The following is a 20,943-nucleotide window of genomic DNA, read 5'->3' as shown; positions in this document are numbered from 1 at the left end:
GTGCGCAGATAACCGGCCATTTTACCCGATGCCGGCCGTATCGGCAGACAGCGACTGCAAGGCATCGGCCACGCGCGCGTAGCGCAGGCGCACGCCCAGCTCGCGCTTCAGGCGCGTATTGTGCAGGCGGCGCGATTCGGACATGAACGACAGCAACATCGGCGTGACCACTTGCCGCAGCTCGGCACGTGGCAGGCGCGGCGGGCGCGGCAGGCCAAACGTATCGGCCACGGCATCGAAATATTCCGCCATCTTGAGTTCGCTGTCATCGCTGGCGTGATACACGCGTCCCGGTTTGCCGCGCCACAAGGCCCGTTCGATGATGCGCGCCAAATCATCGGCATGGATATGGTTGGTGTACACATCGTCGCCCGCAGCCAGGGCCGGCGTACCTTCGCGCAGGCGCTTCAGGGGCAGGCGGTCGGACGCATAAATGCCGGGCACGCGCAGGATGGCCACGCTGGCGCCGCGGCGCGCGCCCCAGGCACGCAAAACCTGCTCCGCATCCACGCGCCGCTTCGCGCGCGCATTGCCCGGCGCCGTCGGGCGCGTCTCATCGACCCAGGCGCCGGCGCAATCGCCATACACGCCGCTGGTACTCACATACACCAGGCGTGCATGCTCGGGTAAAATGGCGGCCAGATTGCGCGTGCGCCGGTCCAGCAAGCCCGACGACAGGGGCGGCGCCAGGTGCACGATCGTCGGCGCCAGTCCCGCCAGCCGTTTCAGGCTGGCGCGGTCGTCGAGGTTGGCCACGATGGGCACGGCGCCGGCTGCCCGCAGCTGCGCGCAACGCGCCGGCTGGCTGGTGACGGCAAAGACACGAAAGCGCGCGCGCAGCAGGGGCAGCAGACGCAGGCCGACGTCGCCGCAGCCCAGGATCAGCAGGCGCGGCAAGCCCACCGGCTTGCGCAAAGAGTGCATTAACATATTTTTCATCTCAAGGATTGTATGACTTTTCAAATTACTGTTCAGCCCAGCGGCCACCAATTCAGCTGTGAAGCGGACGAAACCGTCCTGTCGGCGGCGATCCGCGCCGGCGTGGGCTTGCCGTATAGCTGCAAAAGCGGCGCCTGCAGCTCCTGCAAGGGCAAGATCGTGTCCGGCAATGTACAGCATAAGCCATACCAGGCACGCTCCCTGACGGAAGATGAAGCGGCCGCCGGCTACTCGCTGCTGTGCTGCGCCGTGCCGCAGGGCGACCTGGTGGTGCAGGCGCGCGAAGTGGCGGGCAGCAGCGACTACCCGATCAAGAAAATGCCGTCGCGCGTAACCACCATCGAAAAAGTCGCGCCCGATGTCGTCGTGCTGACCCTGCAGTTGCCGGCCAGCGAGCGCCTGCACTACCGCGCCGGACAGTATATCGAAATCATGCTGCGCGATAACAAACGCCGCAGCTACAGCATGGCCAGCGCGCCCGTCGACGGCGGCCCCGTGAGCCTGCACATCCGCCACATGCCGGGCGGGCTGTTCACCGATCAGGTATTTGGCAACATGAAAGAGCGCGACATCCTGCGCTTCGAAGGCCCGATGGGCACCTTCTTCCTGCGCGAAGACTCCGACAAGCCCGTCGTGCTGCTGGCCTCGGGCACGGGCTTTGCCCCCTTGAAAGCCATCGTCGAGCACATGATCAACGAGCAATCGCCGCGCCCGATCACCCTGTACTGGGGCGCACGCCGTCCGCACGACCTGTACATGGATGCGCTGTGCCGCCAGTGGGCCGCCGACTTGCCGCAGTTCACCTATGTGCCCGTCGTCTCGGAAGCGCTGCCGGAAGACGCCTGGAGCGGCCGCACGGGCTTCGTGCACCAGGCCGTCATGACCGACCTGCCCGACATGTCCGCGTATCAGGTGTATGCCTGCGGCGCACCGATCGTCGTCGAGTCGGCCAACCGCGATTTCGTGCAATTGTGTCAACTTCCAGCCGACGAGTTCTACGCGGACGCCTTCACCACCGAAGCCGACCTGGCCAAGTAAGCGTTACCTTCCAGACAGCGGGGCGCGGCTGGTGCGGCGCCCGCTACCACCACCGCTCTACCCCGCTGCTTCCCGGAAATTTCATGTCCCTCGCGTCCGCCGGCAACGGCTTCAGTATCCTGCGTCACCGCAATTTCGCTTGTTACCTGTCCGCCCGCGTGCTGGGCACGCTGGCCGTGCAGATGCAAAGCGTGGCCATCGGCTGGCAGGTGTACCAGATCACGGGCAGCCTGTTCGATCTGGGCCTGATCGGCCTAGCGCAGTTCGCGCCCTTCCTCGTGCTGATCTTGCCGGCCGGCCACGTAGCCGACCGCTACAACCGCCGCAACATCATCGCCTGGTGCCTGGCGGCGCAGCTCGCTTGCGCGCTGGCCTTGCTGGCGTTTACGTTAAGCAATATTTCCATCGTCTGGCCCGTGTTTGCCGTGCTGGTGCTGTTCGGCAGCGCGCGCGCCTTCATGATGCCGGCCACGCAAGCCGTGCTGGTCAACATGGTGCCCACGCAACACTTCAGCCGCGCCGTCGCGCTCAGCTCGTCGAGCTCGCACGTCGCCATCATCCTGGGGCCTACGCTGGGCGGCCTGCTGTATTACTTCGGCCCCAAGGTGGTGTATTTGATCTCTTCGGCTTTGCTGGTGCTGTCCGTGCTGCTGATGCGCGCCACCACGCCGGCGCCGCAAGTGGTGAAACGCGAACCCGTCAGCTGGCATACCTTGCTCGAAGGCTTGCGCTTCGTCTGGTCGAAACCCATCGTGCTGGGCGCCATTTCGCTCGACCTGTTTGCCGTGCTGTTCGGCGGCGCTACGGCCCTGCTGCCGGCGCTCGCGCATGACGTGCTGCATATCGGCCCCGTCGGCCTGGGCCTGCTGCGCACGGCACCAGGCGCCGGCGCCGCCCTGTGCTCGATCGTGCTGGCCATCTTCCCCATCACGCGCCGCGTGGGCGCGTGGATGTTCGGCGGCGTGGCCGTCTTCGGCCTGGGCACCCTGGTGCTGGGCAGCACCAGCTATTTCCCGCTGGCGCTGGCGGCGCTGTTCCTGATGGGTGCCGGCGACATGGTCAGCGTCTACATCCGCCACCTGCTGGTGCAGTTCGAGACGCCCGACGAGATCCGCGGCCGGGTCAGCGCCGTGAATGCCGTTTTCATCGGCGCCTCGAACGAACTGGGCGAATTCGAATCGGGCTTGACGGCCGGCTGGTTCGGCCTGGTGCGCGCCGTGCTCTTCGGCGGTGCCGCCACCCTGGCCGTGACGGGCGTGTGGGCCGTGCTGTTCCCCGTGCTGTCGCGCATGGACCGCTTTCCCCACCACGAAAAGGAAACGGCCGCCAGGACGGCCACCGCGGCAGGCACATAAGCTATAAGATGCGCTATTGCCACTGACTGACTTGCAGCATGAAAATCACGTTTCCCTTGCACAGCTTCATCCGCAGCCGCCCCCACCTGAGCATGGCCACGGCCATCGGCGTGGCGGCCGGCCTGCTGCTGCCCTCTTCCTGGCAAGAGATGACGCGTTTGCTGACGGCGTGGAATGTCGCCGTCTGGTTCTACCTGGCGACGATGGCCTGGATGATGATGCGCGCCAACCATCACAAGGTGAAGGTGATGGCCGCGCGCCAGGATGAGCGGGCCACCACGGTCCTGTCGGCCCTGTCCGTCGCATCCGTGATGAGCCTGGTCGCCATCGTCTCGCAACTGTCCTCGATGAAAGACATGGCGCCGGACGAACGCGCGCTGCACTACGGCTTGACGATCCTCACCCTGGTCGGTTCCTGGTTTCTCGTCGGCACCCTGTTTTGCTTTCATTATGCCCACCTGTATTACCAGGCAGACCCCACGCTGCGCCCCCTGAAGTTTCCCGACGACGAGCAAAACCCCGATTACTGGGATTTTCTGTATTTCGCCTTCACCATCGCCGTGGCCGTGCAAACGTCGGACGTCTGCGTGCAGACGCGCCTGATGCGGCAGATCGTGCTGGGACAATCCGTGCTGAGCTTTTTCTTCAACCTGGTCGTGCTGGGACTGTCGATCAACATCGCCGCCGGCCTCATCAATGGATAAAGCTGACTCGGCTTAAAAAGATTCTGCAAGGAAACTTGACCTGGCTGAAGGGTTAAGCTCATCTTAATCGTGCGCACCCTCTTGAAATACCGGAAAGAGGAGTAAGATAAGTTCCATGCACAGAGGTCATGTGCATGAGGCAGCAACCAGGCCGCAGCACGCCTGAGATGGGTTTTTTTTGAATTGACAGGAGTAAGCATATGCAAATCAATATTCATACCGACAGCACCATCGCCAACACCGCTGGACTGAACGAACATGTGCAATCCGTACTTGAAAGCGCACTGAACCGCTTCCGCGACAACCTGACCCGTATCGAAGTCCACATCAGCGACACGAATGGCCCGAAAGGCGGCGCTGACGATATCCGCTGCGTCATGGAAGCACGCGTTGCTGGCTATCAACCGATTGCCGTGACCGAACAGAACGCCACCGTGCATCAATCCGTTGCCGGCGCCACCGACAAACTGAAACGCGCCATCGATAGTGCCCTGGGCCGCCTGCAAGACAGCAAGCGCCACGCCACCGGCAAGAATGCCGTGATCGATACGGCTGAAGCGGAAGAAACCGCCGAGTAACTCCCCCCCACAGCAGCACTCTTCAGTGACCAAGGCAGCCGTTCAAGGCTGCCTTTGCACATCCGCCCCGCCTTTCGCGCGCGCCAGCAAGAATGCCAAAACCAGCAGCATTCCAGCGCATGGACGCGAGAATGAAATAATTGTCGTATTTCCCACAGTAAGTGACATCAAGCAAGCCTTTGCCGTTACAGCCAAGGCCGCTTTACGCTATCATGAAGCTACCGGCCCTCTGCTCGCGCGCGCCGGCTTTTTGAAAGTATGATTGTGGAACAGATTGGCAACTTCGGCGCTTCAGGCTGCAACATCGGCGATTTACAGCTATTTAGCGATGCTGCGGACAGCCAGACGGCTGCGATGCTGGCGCCCTGTCCCGTCATGCGCCTCGAAGCGGGCGAAGCCATTGCCGACAGCCAGGGCACCAGCCTGTACATCGTCCTGCGCGGCTCGCTGGCCGTGGCAGCCGACACCCACACGGGCATGGATGACGGCACCGTCAGCAAGGTCTTGCCCGGCGAAAGCGTGGGCGAACAATCGGTACTCGATGAAGCGAGCAACCTGGCCGCCATTTCGGCCCTGGAAGAAACCGATTTGCTGGTGATCGACGCGGCCGTCGTCTGGGAATTGATCGAACAATCGAACGGCCTGGCGCGCAACCTGCTGCGCTTGCTGTCCTTCCGCATCCGCGCCGCCAATGCCCTGTTGCGCCGGCGCCAGAAACTGGGCGAATTCTACCGCCAGCTGTCGATGGTCGACAGCCTGACGGGCCTGTACAACCGCGCCTGGCTGACCGACTTACTGCCGAACATGATCATCACCGCCCACGCCAGCGGCTCGCCGCTGTCGCTGGTGATGATAGACCTCGACCATTTCAAGCGTTTCAACGACACGCACGGCCACCAGGCGGGCGACCAGGCGCTGCGCATCGCCGCGCAAGTGCTGGGCGCAGCCCTGCGGCCGACGGATTTTGCCGTGCGCTATGGTGGCGAGGAAATGATGGTGATCTTGCCCGATACCAACGAACACGTGGCCCTGCGTGTGGCCGAGCGCCTGTGCGAACGCATGCAGCACGCCGTCATCTTCGCCGACATGCGCAGCGCGCTGCCCCACATCACAGGCTCCTTCGGCGTGGCCAGCCTGGCGGCCGAACAGGACGACGAGGCGCTGATCGCGGCCGCCGACGCGGCGCTCTACCGGGCCAAGGCATCAGGCCGCAACCGCGTAAGCACCTGAGAAAACGCCCATGGCGTCGTTGCAATGCCTCGTCGTACATTCGTACTGCCTTCGGCACTGCGCCTAGCCCTGGACATTTTCTCAGGCGCTTCCGGCGTAATAATGATCAGGCGGCCTTGCTGTCGGCCGGCTTGGCCGCATCATCCTTCTTGCTGCTGTGCGCGGCAATGAAATCCGCATAGCCCTTCTGCACCAGCTCGTACGTCTTGTCGATATTGCCGGCGATATCGCCATTCAGTACTTTCAAGCCGTCCAGGATGTCGCGCGCTTCCTTGAAGCCTTTTTCCATGCCGCCGCTGATGGTGTCCATGAACTTGCTCAGGGCCGCATCGTCGTCCATGCCGGGATTCTGTTTTTTGAACGCGTCAAAAAAACCCGTCGACAGCGACACGATGCGGCTCGCCGTCGCTTCGGCGCTATTGTCTTGCGAGGCCGCGTTCTGGATCGCATCGTCGCCGTACTGAGCCTTCAGCGCTTCATTGATATTCGTGATGGCCGTCTTGTACAGCAGCGCCAGCGGCTCGTTTTCCGAACCGATCGAGACATTCAGCGACGCCTGCATGATGGAGGCGTTCAACTGCAGCTTGCTGCGCTCGTTCACGCTCATTTCAGTGTTGACGCCATCCTTTTTCTGGACTTTATCGTCCTTGCCGGCAACGCCCGTACTGACGGAAGTCACGGAAGGGGTGGAATTGCCGCTTGCGGCGATGGGAATTGACACGATAGACCTCCTTGAACGGGCAATATATGCCACCATGCGGGAAACGCCATGATGACCATCCTCTCGTGTAGTATCGGCAGGTTTTCAGAAAACTGTAGCCGCGACGCTTTGAGCGGCCCAGATAACCAATTAAGCAACGACCATCAATGACTACCCAGACTTTCCTTTGGCACGACTACGAAACCTTTGGCGCCCAGCCGCGCCGCGACCGCCCGGCCCAGTTCGCGGCCATCCGCACGGATGCCGAACTCAACGAGATCGGCGAGCCCATCATGCTGTATTGCCAGCCTGCAAATGATTTCCTGCCCGACCCGCAAGCGTGCCTGATCACCGGCATCACGCCGCAGCAATGCTTGCAGCTGGGCGTGCCGGAGCACCAGTTCGCCGCCACCATCGAAGCGGCCTTTTCGGAACCGGGCACCATCGGCGCAGGCTACAACACCATCCGTTTCGACGATGAAGTCACGCGTTTCCTGTTCTGGCGCAACCTGATCGACCCGTATGCGCGCGAATGGAAAAACCACTGCGGCCGCTGGGACATCCTCGACGTGGTGCGCATGACGCACGCGCTGCGCCCTGAAGGCATGCAATGGCCGAAGCGCGACGATGGCCAGACCAGTTTTAAACTGGAACACCTGAGCAAGGCCAATGGCCTGCTGCACGAAGCGGCGCACGATGCGCTGTCCGACGTGCGCGCCACCATCGCCCTGGCCCGCCTGATCCGCGAAAAGCAGCCGAAACTGTTCGAATTCTGCCTGGCCCTGCACAAGAAGGACAAGGTCGCCAGCGAAATGGGCATGCACCTGGCCGCCAGCGAGCGCCAGCCCTTCCTGCATGTGTCGGGCATGTTCCCCGCCGAACGCGGCTGCCTGGGCATCGTCTGGCCGCTGGCCACGCACCCGAGCAATAAAAATGAAATTCTCGTCTGGGATTGCGCCTACGACCCGCGCGAACTGTTCAGCCTGGACGCCGACACGATCCGCACGCGTTTGTTCACGCGCAAGGAAGCCATGCCGGAAGGCATGACGCGCCTGCCCGTGAAAAGCGTGCACCTGAACAAGTCGCCCATGCTGGTCGGCAATTTAAAGACCCTGTCGCCGGCCATGGCCGCGCAATGGGGCATCGATGTGGATGCGGCGAAGGTCAACGCCCGGCTGGCCGCCACGGCGCCGAACATGGATGCGATCTGGGCCGAAGTGTTCCAGCGCCCGGGCGCGAACGTCGCGCTGGACGTGGATGAGGATTTGTACAACGGTTTCGTCAGCAACGACGACCGCCGCCTGCTCGAATCCTTGCGCCGCGACACGCCGGCCAAGCTGGCCGCGGCCCGCCCCTCGTTTGCCGACGAGCGCCTGCAGGAATTGCTGTTCCGCTACCGCGCCCGCAATTTCCCGCAAACCCTGAGCGAAGCGGAAAGCCTGCGCTGGGAACAGCACCGCGCCGCCCGGTTGTTCGACGGCGACGGCAACGCCCGCACCATCGAGATGCTGTTTACGGAAATCGACGTGCTGTCGGAGTCCGTGGATGAGCGGGGAGAAGAGATACTGGGCGAGCTGTACGATTACGCGGAGATGGTCGCGCCCATGCGCGACTGAAGTACCAAGCCGGGTAGGTCGGATTAGCGGGGCAAAGCCCCGCGTAATCCGACAATATTGTTGACGTTACCGGTGGTGTCGGATTACGCGGCTACGCCGCTAATCCGACCTACGCCGCTTAAACCGCACGGTGTTGATTGATCGCATCGCGCGTCTCGATCGCCACGCGGCGCGCCGCATCGGCATAGTCTTCGCCCGCTTGCGGCGTGGCGTAGATGATGGCGCGCGACGAGCTGATCATCATGCCCATGCCGTTCGCCGTCTGGCCCGCGCCGACGGTGGCGGCGATATCTCCGCCCTGGGCGCCGATGCCGGGCACCAGCAGCGGCATGTCGCCCACGATGGCACGCACTTGCGCCAGTTCTTCAGGGAAAGTGGCGCCGACGACGAGTGCGCACTGGCCGTTCTTGTTCCACTTCTCGGCCACCAGGCGCGCCACGCGCTGGTACAGGGGCACGCCGTCCGTGTCGAGAAATTGCAGGTCCGAGCCGCCCGGGTTCGAGGTGCGGCACAGGATGATCACGCCGCGGTCCTTCCACGCCAGGTAGGGATCGAGCGAATCTTCGCCCATGTAGGGGTTCACGGTGACGGCGTCGGCGCCATAGCGCTCGAACGCTTCGCGCGCGTATTGCGTGGCTGTCGCGCCGATGTCACCGCGTTTCGCGTCGAGGATCAGGGGGATGTGCGGATAATTCTCGCGCACGTAGCGGCAGATGTCTTCCAGCTGTTTTTCCGCGCCCAGCGCGCCGAAATAGGCGATCTGCGGCTTGAAGGCGCAGGCCAGGTCGGCCGTGGCGTCGATGATGCGCGTGCAAAAGGTGGTGATTCCATCAGGCAGATCGCGCAGTTCGGCCGGCAGTTTCGCCAGGTCGGGATCGAGTCCCACGCACAGCAGGGAATTATTGGCCGTCCATGCGGCGGATAATTTATTGATGAAATTCACGGCACACCTTCTCTATATTCAGTTGCAAACCCCGTATTGTAACGCGGCGCGGTCCTGTCAAGTCAGCCGGTGGCGGCGGCCTGCACTGATTAAACCGACATTGCGGGCCGTTTCAGGTATATTTGCCGCATCCCTTTTACTCTGCACGGAAACCATCATGCAAATCACCAGACAATTCACCCAATGGCTGCGCCTGACGCTGAGCATCACCGTCCTGGCCGGCATCCTGACGGGCTGCGGCTACAACGACTTCCAGAGCAAGGATGAAGCCACCAAGGCCGCCTGGGGCGAAGTGGTCAACCAGTACCAGCGCCGCGCCGACCTGATCCCCAACCTGGTCAATACCGTCAAGGGCTATGCCACGCACGAGCGCGAAACGCTGGAAGCGGTGACCAAGGCGCGCGCCGCCGCCACCAGTTTCCAGATCACGCCCGAAGTGCTGAACGACCCGGCCGCGTTCGAGAAATTCCAGCAAGTGCAGGGCCAGCTGTCGTCAGCCCTGTCGCGCCTGATGGTAGTGTCCGAGAAATACCCGGACCTGAAGGCCGATACGAGCTTTCGCGACTTGCAGTCGCAGCTGGAAGGCACGGAAAACCGCATCACCGTGGCGCGCCAGCGTTACATCGTCGCCGTACAGGATTACAACGTGCATGCGCGCAGCTTCCCGAACAACCTGACGGCCATGGTCTTCGGCTACAAGGTCAAGCCATCGTTCACGGTGGAAAACGAAAAAGCGATCTCGACCGCACCGACCGTCAACTTTGGCAAATAAGATGAAAGCCTGGTCCTACCTCGCGGCGCTGGCGACGGCGCTGCTGCTGTGGACGATGGCGCCGGCCGGCGCACAGGGCTTGCAGCCCGTGCCGCCGCTGGCGGCGCGCGTGACGGACAACGCCGGCATGCTCGACGCGAAGCAAAAGGCGGCGCTGGAAGGCGTGCTGGCCGATTACGAAGCCAAGACGGGCAGCCAGATCGCCGTGCTGCTGGTCAAGAGCACGGAACCGGAAGCCATCGAGCAATACAGCATCCGCGTGACGGATGCCTGGAAGCTGGGCCGCAAGGGCGTCGATGACGGCGTGCTGCTGATGGTGGCGAAAGACAATCCATCGTCCCTGCGCCGCCTGCGCATCGAAGCGGGCCGCGGCGTGCAGGGCGTGCTGACGGATGCGCAGTCGAAACGCATCCTGCAAGACGTGATCGCCCCGCATTTCAAGCAAAATGATTATTACGGCGGCCTGGTCGCTGGCGTGGGGTCGATTGCCACCTTGCTGAACCAGGAGCAATTCCCCGCGCCCGCCCAGCAAAAGGCGCCGGCCACCGTGGAAGCGGGCGGCCTGACCTTCTGGCTGCCGCTGCTGTTCTTCGGCTTTCTCGTCGTGCTGACCGTGTTCCGTTCGCGCGGCGGGCCTAACAGGCTGCAGCGCGGCAGCAACTGGTCCAGCGGTGCCACGGGTGTCGTGCTGGGCAGCATTTTGAGCCAGGCGCTGAACAACCGCGGTGGCGGCGGAGGCTTCGGCGGCGGCGGTGGTTTTGGCGGTGGCGGCGGTGGTTTCGGTGGCGGCGGCGGCGGCTTTGATGGCGGCGGCGCCTCGGGAGATTGGTAATGACGAAACAACTGACATTCGGACAACGCTGTGGACGCGCTTTAAAACATTTGCGCGGCACGCCGGCGACGGCGCGCCAGGCGTTTCCAGAACGCACCCTGAAAGCCATCGAGACGACGATTGCCGACGGTGAAGCGATGCACCAGGCGGAAGTGCGCCTGATCGTCGAAGCGGCCCTGACGCCTGGCATGGCCTACCAGGGCGTGAGCAACCGCGAGCGGGCGCGCGAACTGTTCGCCCAGTATGGCGTGTGGGATACGGAAGATAACGTCGGCGTGCTGATCTATATCAACCTGGCCGAACACCAGGTCGATATCGTCGCCGACCGCAACGTGGGCCGGCGCGTCACGCCGGAACAGTGGCAAGCCGTATGCCGCACCATGACGGGCGGCTTCAAGGATGGCAATTACCACGACAGCACGCTCGATGCCTTGCAGCAGTTAAATACCTTGCTGCAAAGCCACTTCCCCGCCAATGGCACGCGCGGCAACCAGTTGCCGAACGAACCTATCCTCCTCTGATTCCTTCCCGCCGAGGCGATTACATGAAACTAGTCAATAAAACCGCCATCGTCACGGGCGCCACGCAAGGCATCGGCCTGGCCTGCGCCACCCGCCTGATCGCCGAAGGCGCGCAGGTGATGTTGGTCGACATCAAGGAAGAAGGCGCGCAGGCGGCCGCCGCCCTCGGCCCGCAGGCGCGCTTCTTTTGCGCCGACGTCAGCCAGAAGGCGGACGTGGACGCCATGCTGAAGGAAACGCTGGCCCAGTTCAGCCACATCGATATCCTCGTCAACAATGCGGGCGTGACGCACGCGGCCGATTTCCTCGATGTCTGCGAAGACGATTTCGACCGGGTCATGCGCATCAACCTGAAATCGATGTTCCTGTGCGGCCAGGCCGTGGCGCGCGAGATGGTCAAGCGCAACAGCGGCTGCATCATCAATATGTCCAGCGTGAATGCGGAGCTGGCGATCCCGAACCAGGTGCCGTATGTGGTGTCGAAAGGCGCCATCAACCAGCTGACCAAGGTCATGGCCTTGAACCTGGCCACGCACGGCGTGCGCGTGAACGGCATCGGCCCGGGCACCATCCTGACGGAACTGGCCAAGCAGGCGGTGCTGTCGAGTCCCGAGGCGCGCCACACGATCCTGTCGCGCACCCCATTGGGCCGCTGCGGCGAACCGGAAGAAGTGGCCGGTATCGCCGCCTTCCTGGCCAGCGACGATGCCACCTACATGACGGGCCAGACCATCTATGTCGATGGCGGACGCATGGCGCTCAACTACACGGTGCCCGTGAAAGAGTGAAACAAGCGAGTTATATCAAAAAATAATAATACATATCTAAAAAGATCATTAGACACATATCGTGCGACGCAGCATAATGCACCTGTCTCCACTATTCTCCTCCAAGAAAATAGTTTTAAGCCCGCTTTCACCAGCGGGCTTTTTTTTTGCTGTCACTCCTGAAACATGGCCATTCTTGTCACGATGCCCAATCTTCCCGGTCATTCTGCCTGCCGAAAAAAAATGTTGCGGCGTGTCATCAGCCCGTCATGTTGGCTCCCTATACTTGCTTCATCTGCTGTACAGGCAACCGATATGCCTGACTACAGACAGGTGTGCCGCGATGGCACACCACTCCCCTTTATGACCGTGGCGCGCGTCGGCAAGGCGCGCGACATGGTGAGCACCTAGCAACTCTCAACTCTTGACCCATTTCATTTGGGTTTTTGGCCCGCGTCCCCGCGGGCCTTTTTTTTGCCTGATCGGCAAGCTCTTGCGCAAAAACATGGTGACCTGCCACGCACATGATATTGTGACTGCCTTTCCACCGTCCTGACGCACCATGCTTGCACCCTTGCTCGAACTCTGTTTTGCCGACCGCCACGCACGCCTGCGCTACCGCACTGCCCTGGTGTTGTATGCCCTGGTGATTTTGATCGGCGACATACCGGGCGTGCGCGCGGACGTGGGCCAATATGCGTCGGGCGGCGTGCTGCATTCCTTCGGCTATGGCGTACTGGCCCTGATCCTGTTCAGCGGGACGAAAGGCGGCATGGCGCGCCGGGCGCTGCTGTCGGTGCTGATGGTGGCGGCCATGGGCGCGCTGGACGAGTTCATCCAGAGTTTCCTGCCGTGGCGCCGTGGCGCCGTGAGCGACTGGATGGTCGATATCACGGCCGCGACGGCGGTCTGCCTGCCGCTGTGTTTCCTCTGGCCGAAAATGGTCGCCTCTGCCCTCGGCAAGGGTAAGCCGCAACCGACTGCCTGAATGCAGCATGACCGCCCGTCAGGCGCGGTCCGCTTCGCTATCCTGCAATGCCAGCGGCAACTGCCGCTGGCTGCGCGCACCAAGGCGCCGCATCAGGGCGCGCGTCTCGCGCCGGCTGCCGGCCCCCATGGCGCGAGCCGCATCGCGCTGCATGTCCAGCAACTGTTCCGAGCGCGCCAGCCGCACCAGGCCATGCAAGGCCTGCGCCAGTACATGGCGCGCACGGGCATCGCGCGCAGTGCCGCCGACGGCCAGCACCAGCTCATCGATGAGTTTTTCGGTAGGACCAGATGACATTTTTTCTCCCGATTCAACAGTGAGGAATCGTGCAGGCGCACGACCTAATGATTACCAGCATCGTTTATACCAAGCACGGTAATTCAACGATTGATCTGGCTCAATCGCTGATGATGGCGGCAGAACATCCCGGCGCCGCCATGCTCTTACATGCAGCCATCGCTGCTATCCGCATCATTGCGGGTGCCGATCCTGAGTGTTCGACCATGAGGAGACCAAGATGAGATCGAAAAAAAACCTGCTGCTGGCCGGCCTGGCCTGTACCTTGCTGGTGGCCTGTCATTCCACGGACAGTACCAGCCTGGCGCGCAGCAATAGCGGCGAGACCTATGCCGCACCGGCCGGCACTGCGCCGCAAGGCAGCATGCCGGCCAGCAGCACGGCCAGCACCGCCGCCGATACCGGCAACGACATGAGCCAGTCCACCATGAACATCAGCTACGCCACGGTGCAGTCGATAGTAACCGTACCGCGCGGCATGGATCAAGGCAGTGCCGACATGCAGGCGGGCACATCGGGCACCGCCGGCAGCACCTCGGGTGCGGCGGGCAATATGCTATACCGCGTCACCTTGCGCCTGGACGACGGCACGACACGCACCTTCATGCAAAATACCCAGCCCGTCTTCCAGATCGGCGAGCGGGTCAGCGTGCAAAAAGGCGTGATACAGCGCTATTGACGGGTACCGGGGCTTGCCGATCCCTGCCGATGGCGACTGCACAGGGCCGCATCAGGCCAAGGCCAGGGTCAGCGGGCGGCTGCGCCCCTGCACCATGGCCGAGGGCCAGGCCGGGTCATGCGTCAGGTTGTGCAATTGCTTGCCGTCGAGCAGAAAGGTGTCTTCCACCGTGCTGCCGGGCAGACTCGGGTGGAAGGCCAGCGCCATGCCCCGCTTGAGGATGATTTCCGTGTGCGCGCCGGCCGCAACTTCGGGCGCCAGGTAGCCATGGATGCCGCCCTGCCGGCTGGTACGCACCGTATCGGGCTGGCCTGCGAACGCGTAAGCGCTGTCGAGCGCGTGATACACCATGCTCAGCGCGTGGCCCGTTTCGCAAGCGTCGAGCGCCACCGCTTCCAGCGCCAGCATGGCGGCATCGGCATCGTCCATGGCCAGCGCCGCGCCATCGGCGCGATGCTGCGCCGGGCCAAAACGGCGTTGACGAGTGAGGCTGGCGCACAGGCCGAAACGCCGCGCGCACAGGGCCAGTACGACTTGCGTGCCCAGCACCACCTGGGCCGGCGGCGCGCGCCGATACCGCTGCTGGCGCTCCTCGCCGCTGACCAGCACATGCACGGCCTGCAAGCCCCTAAGCCACAGCGCGCGCACGCAGGCGGCAGCCAGTTCCTGCTCGCTCCAGTCGGGGCGAGCATGGCGCAGCGCATCGGCCGCCGCGCCGGCAGCCAGCTGCCCCACCTGGCGATAGCGCTGCTGCTCCGATTCCAGCAGCACCAGCCGCTCTTCGCGCAGGGCCACGGGCAGGTTACGCTCGTGCAAGCCTGGCCGGTCGGACAAGACAGGCGCACCAGCGGCCGCATGCTGCACGAAATGCTCGCGCAACTCATACAACTGCGGCTGCATCCAGGGCGACACTTGCCACGTCCATGGCCCGCGCACTTCTTCCTCGCGCATGCGCATGGCTTCGGCTTCGTCCGTCAGGATATAGGCCGCGTCGCGCGTCACCAGCACTTCCGCGCAGCCGCACTCGGCCGTATGGCTATGGCTGTTCGATGCGCCCGCCGTGGCCCAGGCAAACCAGTCCACGCCGCGCAAGCGCAAGGCACCGGCACGTTCCTGTTCCAGCCAGCCCCGCATCTGCGCCAGCTTGTGCGCCACTTCCAGTTCCAGCGGCCAGTTCATGGCCGCCCCTCGTCCGGGTTCAGGCACGGCACCACCCCGCCTGCCCTGCCTGGCGCCAGCCGGGCCTCCTGTTGCTCATGCATAGCTGCTCCCTTCCTATATGGAAACGTCAGACCCGCATGCGCATAAAAAGTTCGGCGCCCGGATTCGTCTCAGGCTTGCAGTCTATGACTTCCCCCTATTTTTGCAAGCAGCTATTTCGCCAGCTCGCTCAAGACAGCCATGTACATTTGCAGAGGCAGCAGCAACTGCTTTTCCGTGATGAACTCGTCTTCGTAATGCCCCGTGTACATCGCCGATCCGCACCTGCAGGGCTGCCGGCACCACCGGGGATGGTGATGTTCACCTGCGGCGGCGCAGGGGTTTTCAGGAACGGTTGCAACGCTTCCCCGTCCATGCCTCAGACTGGTACACGTACAGCGCGATGCACTTGCTCAGCGGCACCTGCTCATCCTGGATCGCGTTCATCGCCTAGCGAGTTTTTTACCGATCAGTACGCAAATTCCCGATTCGCATTATCATGTACACAGCCTGTCTTCCCCGCCATGCTGCCATGGGTGACCCTGCCAGCGTCAGGGGATAGACAAATCGTCCATTGTGATTTTCCACCACGTCCCGATATCGCTACCATGATTCCATTTTCCATACTCGACCTCGCGCCCATCGCCGAAGGCAGCAACGCCAGCCAGTCGTTCAAGAACACGCTGGACCTGGCGCAGCACGGTGAACGCTGGGGCTACAACCGCTACTGGCTGGCCGAACACCACGGCATGCCCGGCATCGCCAGCGCCGCCACGGCCGTCGTCATCGCCCATGTGGCGGCCGGCACGAAAACCATCCGCGTGGGTGCGGGCGGCGTGATGCTGCCGAACCATTCGCCGCTGGTCATCGCGGAACAGTTCGGCACGCTGGAAGCGCTGCACCCGGGCCGCATCGACCTGGGCCTGGGCCGCGCGCCCGGCTCCGACCAGACCACGGCGCGCGCGCTGCGCCGCGACCTGCAATCCGACGCGGAACAGTTTCCGCAGGACGTGCTGGAATTGATCGACTACATGTCCGACGAGCCGCGCCAGCGCGTGCTGGCCGTACCCGGCAAGGGCGCAAAAGTGCCCGTGTGGATACTGGGGTCGAGCCTGTTCGGCGCCCAGCTGGCCGCCCACCTGGGCTTGCCGTATGCGTTCGCTTCGCACTTCGCGCCGCAGATGATGCTGCAAGCGGTGGCGTATTACCGCGAACACTTCAAGCCTTCCAAACAATTGGCCAAACCGTACGTGATGCTGGGCTTTAATGTATTCGCCGCCGACACGGATGCCGAGGCGCATCTGCGCGCCACCTCGATGCAGCAGGCGTTCGTCAACCTGCGCACGGGCCGCCCGTCGCGCCTGCAGCCGCCCGTGCCCGGTTATCTGGAGCAGCTGGGCCCGCAGGAACGCGCCATGCTCGACTCCGTCCTGTCGTGCACGGCCATCGGCGCGCCGGACACCGTCAAGGCAAAGCTGGCTTCCTTCATCGCCGAAACGGGCGCCGACGAGCTGATGATCACCTCGCAAATTTTCGAGCACCAGCACCGCCTGCGCTCGTATGAAATCACGGCGCAGGTGCATGCGGAGCTGGCGCAGCAGCAGTAAATCTTCCTCCCTCGGTATATCCCCGTATACCCTTTTCCCGGCCGTCGGTAACGATCGCCGGGATTTTTTTGCCGGCCTTTTGTCTACGTTACAGCCGCAAAACCGGCCCTGTCCGGCAGGATATGCGCAGCCCCGCTATCATGCTGATCCAAAAGCGTCATTCCAGGAAAGTTGTATCGCATGAAATCCGCACCCTCTCATCTCGACGCCAGCACGCTGCTCAGTTCCACCCGCATCCTGTTGTTCGCCCTGTCCGCCGGCGTGCTCGTCGCCAGCCTGTACTACGTGCAGCCGCTCACCTCGATGCTGGCCGCCTCGTTTGGCGTCAGCGTGCCGCAAGCGGGTTACCTGGTCACGGCCACGCAGATCGGCTATGTGCTGGGCATCGTGTTTCTGGTGCCCCTCAGCGACGTGCTGAACCGCCGCCAGTTGCTGACGTGGATGCTGATCGCCAAGATAGGCGCCCTGCTGCTGGCTGCCACCAGCCAGAACATCATCGTCTTCGCCATCGCCAGCGTCTTGATGGGCATCACATCCAGCGCCTTGATGGTGGTCACGGCCATGGTGGCCTCGTATGCGCCCGACCATAGCCGGGGCCGCATGGTGGGCACCGTCATGACGGGCTTGTTGTTGGGAATTCTGCTGGCGCGTACCGTATCCGGCACAGTGTCGCAGATCAGCGGCGGCTGGCGCAGCGTCTACGTACTGGCCGCCATCGTCGTGGCCGCCCTGCTCGTCATGCTGCGCCGCATCCTGCCGAACGAGGCGCCACGTGGCAAGCTGCAGTACGGCAAGCTGATGGCCTCCTTGGCCGACATCATCCGCCAGGAACCCCTGCTGCGCCAGCGCGCCCTGTTCTCGGGCCTGGGCCTGGGTACCTTCAGCGTGTTCTGGACGGGCCTGACCTTTTTGCTCAGCGGCGCACCGTACCACTATTCGGAAATGCAGATCGGCCTGTTCGGCCTGGCAGGCGCCACCGGCGCCTTTGCCGCGAATACGGCGGGCCGCATGGCCGACCGCGGCTATGCGCGCCAGGCCACCTGGCTGCTGGCCGTCGCCTCGATCGCGGGCTGGGCCCTGATCGGCTTCGGCGCGCATTCGCTGGTGCTATTGCTAATAGGCATCGTCCTGCTGGACATGGGCGTGATGGGCTTGCAAGTGACGCACCAGTCCATCATCTATAAACTGGCGCCGCATGCGCGGGCAAGAGTCACCACCGTGTTCATCGCGGGCGGCTTCATCGGCGCCTCGGCCGGCTCGGCGCTGGCCAGCGCCAGCTTCGCCGCTGGCGGCTGGCCCGCCCTGTGCATGGTGGGCGGCGCCATGCCGCTGCTGCTGTTGCTGGTGTGGAGCAAGTACCGCCACGCGCAGCGCAAGCTGGAACGGGCGGCTTGATCCGGCGCTGCGGGGCCAACACTGCGGCGCCAACAATGTTGTCGGATTACGCACGGCCTCGCCGCGCTAAACGACCTACGCCTGTTCGCTTGGAGCAAGTGCGTAGGTCGGGTTAGCGCGCCAGCGCGTAACCCGACAAAACATGCACGGACCACGTCTTATTTCGCGGCTTGCTCGCGCGCCTTGCCAAACGCATCGCCCGCCTTCCAGGCCGGCATTTTCGCCGCGTTGGCCACGGCTTGCCCCAGGTTCAGCGTAAATTGCGCCTGCTGCGTCATGCCGGACAAATCCCAGCTGGCATCGTACTCATCGGTGACTTGATGGTAGCGGGGGCCATACGCGGCCGCCTTGGCTTTCGACGCCGCCACGTCCTTGATGTACTCGCGGCCGCCATTGATGGAAAACGCGGGCACGCCCGCCTTGGCAAAGCTGAAATGGTCGCTGCGGAAATAGCCGCCGGCCAGGTCGGGACGCGCGGCAGCGATATGCATGCCCATGGCTTTGGCGGTTGCCGCCGCCATCGCGCCCAAGTCCGTGCGCTCGCTGCCTTGCGCGCCGATATCATGCGTGGCACCGACGAAATTCAAGCTATCGAGGTTTAGCGCGGCCGCCGTTTTGTTCAGGGGCCACAGCGGGTCGGCCGCATACGCGGCGCTGCCCAATAAACCCTGCTCTTCGGCCGCCACCCACAGGAAAATCTGCGTGCGCTTCGCCGGTTTCTTGACGGCTTCCTGCGCCATGGCCAGCAAGCCGGCCGTGCCCGAGGCATTGTCGACGGCGCCGTTGTAAATCGTGTCGCCCGCTTTTTCGTCATCCTTACCTTGCTTGCCCAGATGGTCCCAGTGGCCGCTGTAGATGACGGCTTCATCCTTCAATGCCGGGTCGGTGCCTGGCACCATGCCGGCGATATTGAATTGTTCCACCTTGCGCACGGCCGATTTCATTTCACCGCTCAGCTTGGCGTTCAAGGCGACGGCCTTGAAGTCCTTGCTTTCCGCTTGCGCGCGCAAGGCGTCCAGGTCCTGCCCGCCGGCCGCAAACAGACGGCGCGCCGCGTCTTCCGCGATCCAGCCCTGCAGGGGAGTGCCGGCAGTGCGATCCGCCAGCTGGAAGCGCTCGCTGCCGCTCCAGCTGTTCTGCACCACGCTCCAGTCGTACGAGGCGGACGGTTTCGTGTGGATCAGCAAGACGCCAGCGGCGCCCTGGCGTTTGGCTTCCTCGAATTTGTACGTCCAGCGGCCATAATAAGTCAGCGCCTTGCCCGCGAAGCGGTTCGGATCAAGAGCAGTGGCTTGCGGGTCGTTGACCATCATGACGACGATCTTGTCTTTGACATCGGCGCCCTTGAAATCGTTCCAGCCCTCTTCCGGCGCCGTGATGCCGTAGCCGACGAACACCAGCGGCGCATCGAAGGTGTGCACGGCAACGGAGTCGCCCGTGGCCCAGACCCAGTCCGGGCCGAACGCCAGCGGCACGGCCTTGCCCCCGGCCAGCGCCTGCAGGCTGCTCTCGGCAGGCAGCGACTTCACGCCGGCGATTTGCACGCTCTGGCGGTAGCTGTTGCCGCGCACGGGGCGCAAACCGGCCATCTGCGCCTGGGTTTCCAGATACGCCACCGTCAGGTCGGCGCCCCGTTGGCCCGTGCCCCGGCCTTCCAGCAAATCGTTGGACAGGAAGGCCAGGTGGGCGCGCAAGGGCGCTTCCTGTACCACGGGCAAACCGGCAGCGGCGTGCGCGGAAAACGCCAGCGCAGTCAAGGCGAGGGAAGAAAACAGCTTCTGCATAAGATCCTTTGGGTAAGAGGAGGAAAGCGGTCCGGCGGATAGCCGGGCCGGCGATTGTATGCCATGGGGAAAGATGGATCAAAATGCGGACGAAAAAAATCCCCGCAACAAGGGCGGGGAAATACGATGGAAAAAGCGTCAGACCAGCAGGGCCGCCGCCAGCGATTCGATCTCTTCGGCCGATTCATCGAGTATCGTGTGCAGGGTGCTGCCACCAATCCCGAAGTCGATCTTCGCCGCCGCCAGGCGCCGCTCGGCGCTTTCCGGCGGGTGCAGGGGCGAGCCAACAGGCGACAGATCGTTGGCCAGCACCAGGGTCGCGCCCAGGGTGCGGGGCGGGAACGGGCTGCCGCCGTGCCACATGCCTTCCACGGCCTGCAAGACCATGTCGGGCACTTGCAACTGGCGCAGCACGCCGCGGCCGATCAGTTTTTCGCCGTATTCGATCCAGTCTTCCGTGTTGTCATCGAGCAAGCCCGGATATTCCTCGGCGCGCGACAGCAGATAAAAGCCGCCCACCTCGTGCACGATGGCGGCGAACATGGCCGTTTCCACGTCCACATGCGTGACTTTCCGCGCGATCACCTGGCTCAACGCCGCCACGTGGGCCGTGTGCTCCCACAGCTTGGCCCCCTTGGCGCGCAATTGCGGGTCGGTGATCTGGCTGCCCAGCTGGCGCACGATGACCGATGCCACCATCGACTTTAATGTGGCAAAGCCCAGGCGCGAAACGGCTGCGCGCACATTGGCGATTTCATTGCCGGAACGGTTGTAGGCGGCCGAGTTGGCCAAGGCCACGACCCGCGCCGACAGCAGCGGCTCGGCCATGACCATGCGGGCGGCCGCTTCGATATGGCAATCGGGGTCGTCCAGCGCTTCCTGCAACTTCAAGGTGGCCTTGACGTTGGCGGGGAACGTCAGCTCGCCCTTGCTCGCTTGCAGCGCGATAATCTTGAATACTTCCAGTCTGTCCATGGGTCGATCTCCGGTACGGGCTT

22 protein-coding genes are annotated in these 20,943 nt (G+C 63.4%); 15 read left to right on the top strand and 7 right to left on the bottom strand.

Translation table 11 applies throughout. From position 1 onward, the window contains the following. Positions 1–21 precede the first annotated feature (21 nt). Positions 22–939 carry an SDR family oxidoreductase gene (locus FJQ89_RS24020; protein WP_141171990.1) on the bottom strand — a complete coding sequence of 306 codons (918 nt, stop codon included), beginning with the start codon at positions 937–939 and terminating at the stop codon, positions 22–24. A gap of 12 nt (positions 940–951) precedes the next feature. Between FJQ89_RS24020 and FJQ89_RS24015 the strand changes: the two genes are divergently transcribed. From FJQ89_RS24015 to FJQ89_RS23995, 5 genes are all read left to right on the top strand, one after another. Next, positions 952–1,977, top strand: a complete 1,026-nt coding sequence (locus FJQ89_RS24015; RefSeq protein WP_141171989.1) for a CDP-6-deoxy-delta-3,4-glucoseen reductase — start codon at positions 952–954, stop codon at positions 1,975–1,977. An 83-nt stretch (positions 1,978–2,060) separates the two neighbouring features. Continuing rightward, positions 2,061–3,332: an MFS transporter gene (locus FJQ89_RS24010; RefSeq protein ID WP_141171988.1), complete on the top strand. Its 1,272-nt coding sequence runs from the start codon at positions 2,061–2,063 to the stop codon at positions 3,330–3,332. Between the two features lie 38 nt (positions 3,333–3,370). Then, positions 3,371–4,036, top strand: a complete 666-nt coding sequence (locus tag FJQ89_RS24005; protein ID WP_141171987.1) for a DUF1345 domain-containing protein — start codon at positions 3,371–3,373, stop codon at positions 4,034–4,036. Between the two features lie 200 nt (positions 4,037–4,236). Continuing rightward, complete coding sequence (locus tag FJQ89_RS24000) at positions 4,237–4,614, top strand: HPF/RaiA family ribosome-associated protein (protein ID WP_034781728.1); 378 nt, start codon at positions 4,237–4,239, stop codon at positions 4,612–4,614. Between the two features lie 264 nt (positions 4,615–4,878). Beyond that, positions 4,879–5,844: a GGDEF domain-containing protein gene (locus FJQ89_RS23995; RefSeq protein ID WP_141171986.1), complete on the top strand. Its 966-nt coding sequence runs from the start codon at positions 4,879–4,881 to the stop codon at positions 5,842–5,844. A 106-nt stretch (positions 5,845–5,950) separates the two neighbouring features. On the opposite strand, the gene FJQ89_RS23990 is transcribed toward FJQ89_RS23995, so the two are convergent. Continuing rightward, a complete protein-coding gene (locus tag FJQ89_RS23990) occupies positions 5,951–6,565 on the bottom strand; it encodes a DUF5610 domain-containing protein (protein ID WP_243136235.1) in 615 nt (204 codons plus the stop codon). Between the two features lie 146 nt (positions 6,566–6,711). On the opposite strand from FJQ89_RS23990, the gene sbcB reads away from it, so the two are divergent. Then, positions 6,712–8,160 (top strand): exodeoxyribonuclease I, encoded by a 1,449-nt coding sequence (sbcB, locus tag FJQ89_RS23985; RefSeq protein ID WP_141171985.1) that lies wholly within the window; start codon positions 6,712–6,714, stop codon positions 8,158–8,160. 118 nt (positions 8,161–8,278) lie between these two features. Here sbcB and pyrF read toward each other — a convergent pair whose 3' ends face one another. Next, positions 8,279–9,103, bottom strand: coding sequence for an orotidine-5'-phosphate decarboxylase (gene pyrF, locus FJQ89_RS23980; protein WP_141171984.1), 825 nt, complete (start codon positions 9,101–9,103; stop codon positions 8,279–8,281). A gap of 157 nt (positions 9,104–9,260) precedes the next feature. Here pyrF and FJQ89_RS23975 point away from each other — a divergent pair, with 157 nt between their 5' ends. From FJQ89_RS23975 to FJQ89_RS23955, 5 genes are all read left to right on the top strand, one after another. Next, a complete protein-coding gene (locus FJQ89_RS23975; protein ID WP_243136233.1) occupies positions 9,261–9,875 on the top strand; it encodes a LemA family protein in 615 nt (204 codons plus the stop codon). A 1-nt stretch (position 9,876) separates the two neighbouring features. Beyond that, complete coding sequence (locus tag FJQ89_RS23970) at positions 9,877–10,707, top strand: TPM domain-containing protein (RefSeq protein ID WP_141171983.1); 831 nt, start codon at positions 9,877–9,879, stop codon at positions 10,705–10,707. Further along, entirely contained in the window at positions 10,707–11,228 is a 522-nt protein-coding gene (locus tag FJQ89_RS23965; RefSeq protein WP_141171982.1) for a TPM domain-containing protein, read from the top strand. Before FJQ89_RS23970 ends, FJQ89_RS23965 begins: the two co-directional genes overlap by 1 nt. A gap of 23 nt (positions 11,229–11,251) precedes the next feature. After that, positions 11,252–12,016 (top strand): SDR family NAD(P)-dependent oxidoreductase, encoded by a 765-nt coding sequence (locus tag FJQ89_RS23960; protein WP_141171981.1) that lies wholly within the window; start codon positions 11,252–11,254, stop codon positions 12,014–12,016. A gap of 541 nt (positions 12,017–12,557) precedes the next feature. After that, positions 12,558–12,983, top strand: coding sequence for a VanZ family protein (locus FJQ89_RS23955; RefSeq protein ID WP_243136231.1), 426 nt, complete (start codon positions 12,558–12,560; stop codon positions 12,981–12,983). 18 nt (positions 12,984–13,001) lie between these two features. On the opposite strand, the gene FJQ89_RS23950 is transcribed toward FJQ89_RS23955, so the two are convergent. After that, positions 13,002–13,280 (bottom strand): hypothetical protein, encoded by a 279-nt coding sequence (locus tag FJQ89_RS23950; RefSeq protein ID WP_141171980.1) that lies wholly within the window; start codon positions 13,278–13,280, stop codon positions 13,002–13,004. A 47-nt stretch (positions 13,281–13,327) separates the two neighbouring features. Between FJQ89_RS23950 and FJQ89_RS28125 the strand changes: the two genes are divergently transcribed. Beyond that, the gene (locus FJQ89_RS28125) at positions 13,328–13,504 is read left to right on the top strand and encodes a hypothetical protein (protein WP_168208515.1); all 177 of its coding nucleotides are present in this window, start codon (positions 13,328–13,330) and stop codon (positions 13,502–13,504) included. Beyond that, on the top strand, positions 13,501–13,959 hold the full coding sequence (locus FJQ89_RS23945) for a hypothetical protein (RefSeq protein WP_141171979.1): 459 nt from the start codon (positions 13,501–13,503) through the stop codon (positions 13,957–13,959). The genes FJQ89_RS28125 and FJQ89_RS23945 overlap by 4 nt, the downstream gene beginning before the upstream one ends. A gap of 51 nt (positions 13,960–14,010) precedes the next feature. On the opposite strand, the gene FJQ89_RS23940 is transcribed toward FJQ89_RS23945, so the two are convergent. Next, positions 14,011–15,138 carry a M24 family metallopeptidase gene (locus tag FJQ89_RS23940; protein ID WP_141171978.1) on the bottom strand — a complete coding sequence of 376 codons (1,128 nt, stop codon included), beginning with the start codon at positions 15,136–15,138 and terminating at the stop codon, positions 14,011–14,013. A gap of 629 nt (positions 15,139–15,767) precedes the next feature. On the opposite strand from FJQ89_RS23940, the gene FJQ89_RS23935 reads away from it, so the two are divergent. Both FJQ89_RS23935 and FJQ89_RS23930 read left to right on the top strand, forming a co-directional pair. Then, positions 15,768–16,766, top strand: a complete 999-nt coding sequence (locus tag FJQ89_RS23935) for an LLM class flavin-dependent oxidoreductase (RefSeq protein WP_141171977.1) — start codon at positions 15,768–15,770, stop codon at positions 16,764–16,766. 180 nt (positions 16,767–16,946) lie between these two features. Next, positions 16,947–18,161 (top strand): MFS transporter, encoded by a 1,215-nt coding sequence (locus FJQ89_RS23930; RefSeq protein ID WP_141171976.1) that lies wholly within the window; start codon positions 16,947–16,949, stop codon positions 18,159–18,161. Between the two features lie 158 nt (positions 18,162–18,319). On the opposite strand, the gene FJQ89_RS23925 is transcribed toward FJQ89_RS23930, so the two are convergent. Together FJQ89_RS23925 and FJQ89_RS23920 are read right to left on the bottom strand one after the other, a co-directional pair. Beyond that, on the bottom strand, positions 18,320–19,945 hold the full coding sequence (locus FJQ89_RS23925) for a M28 family peptidase (RefSeq protein ID WP_141171975.1): 1,626 nt from the start codon (positions 19,943–19,945) through the stop codon (positions 18,320–18,322). Positions 19,946–20,083: 138 nt separating this feature from the next. Continuing rightward, positions 20,084–20,920, bottom strand: coding sequence for an HDOD domain-containing protein (locus FJQ89_RS23920; RefSeq protein WP_141171974.1), 837 nt, complete (start codon positions 20,918–20,920; stop codon positions 20,084–20,086). Positions 20,921–20,943: the final 23 nt, after the last annotated feature.

Origin of the sequence: Janthinobacterium tructae (assembly GCF_006517255.1) — a bacterium.
Classification (GTDB): Bacteria; Pseudomonadota; Gammaproteobacteria; order Burkholderiales; family Burkholderiaceae_D; genus Janthinobacterium; species Janthinobacterium tructae.
The sequence above is the reverse complement of the archived record's forward strand: the minus strand, read 5'-3'. Positions and strand labels throughout refer to the sequence as shown.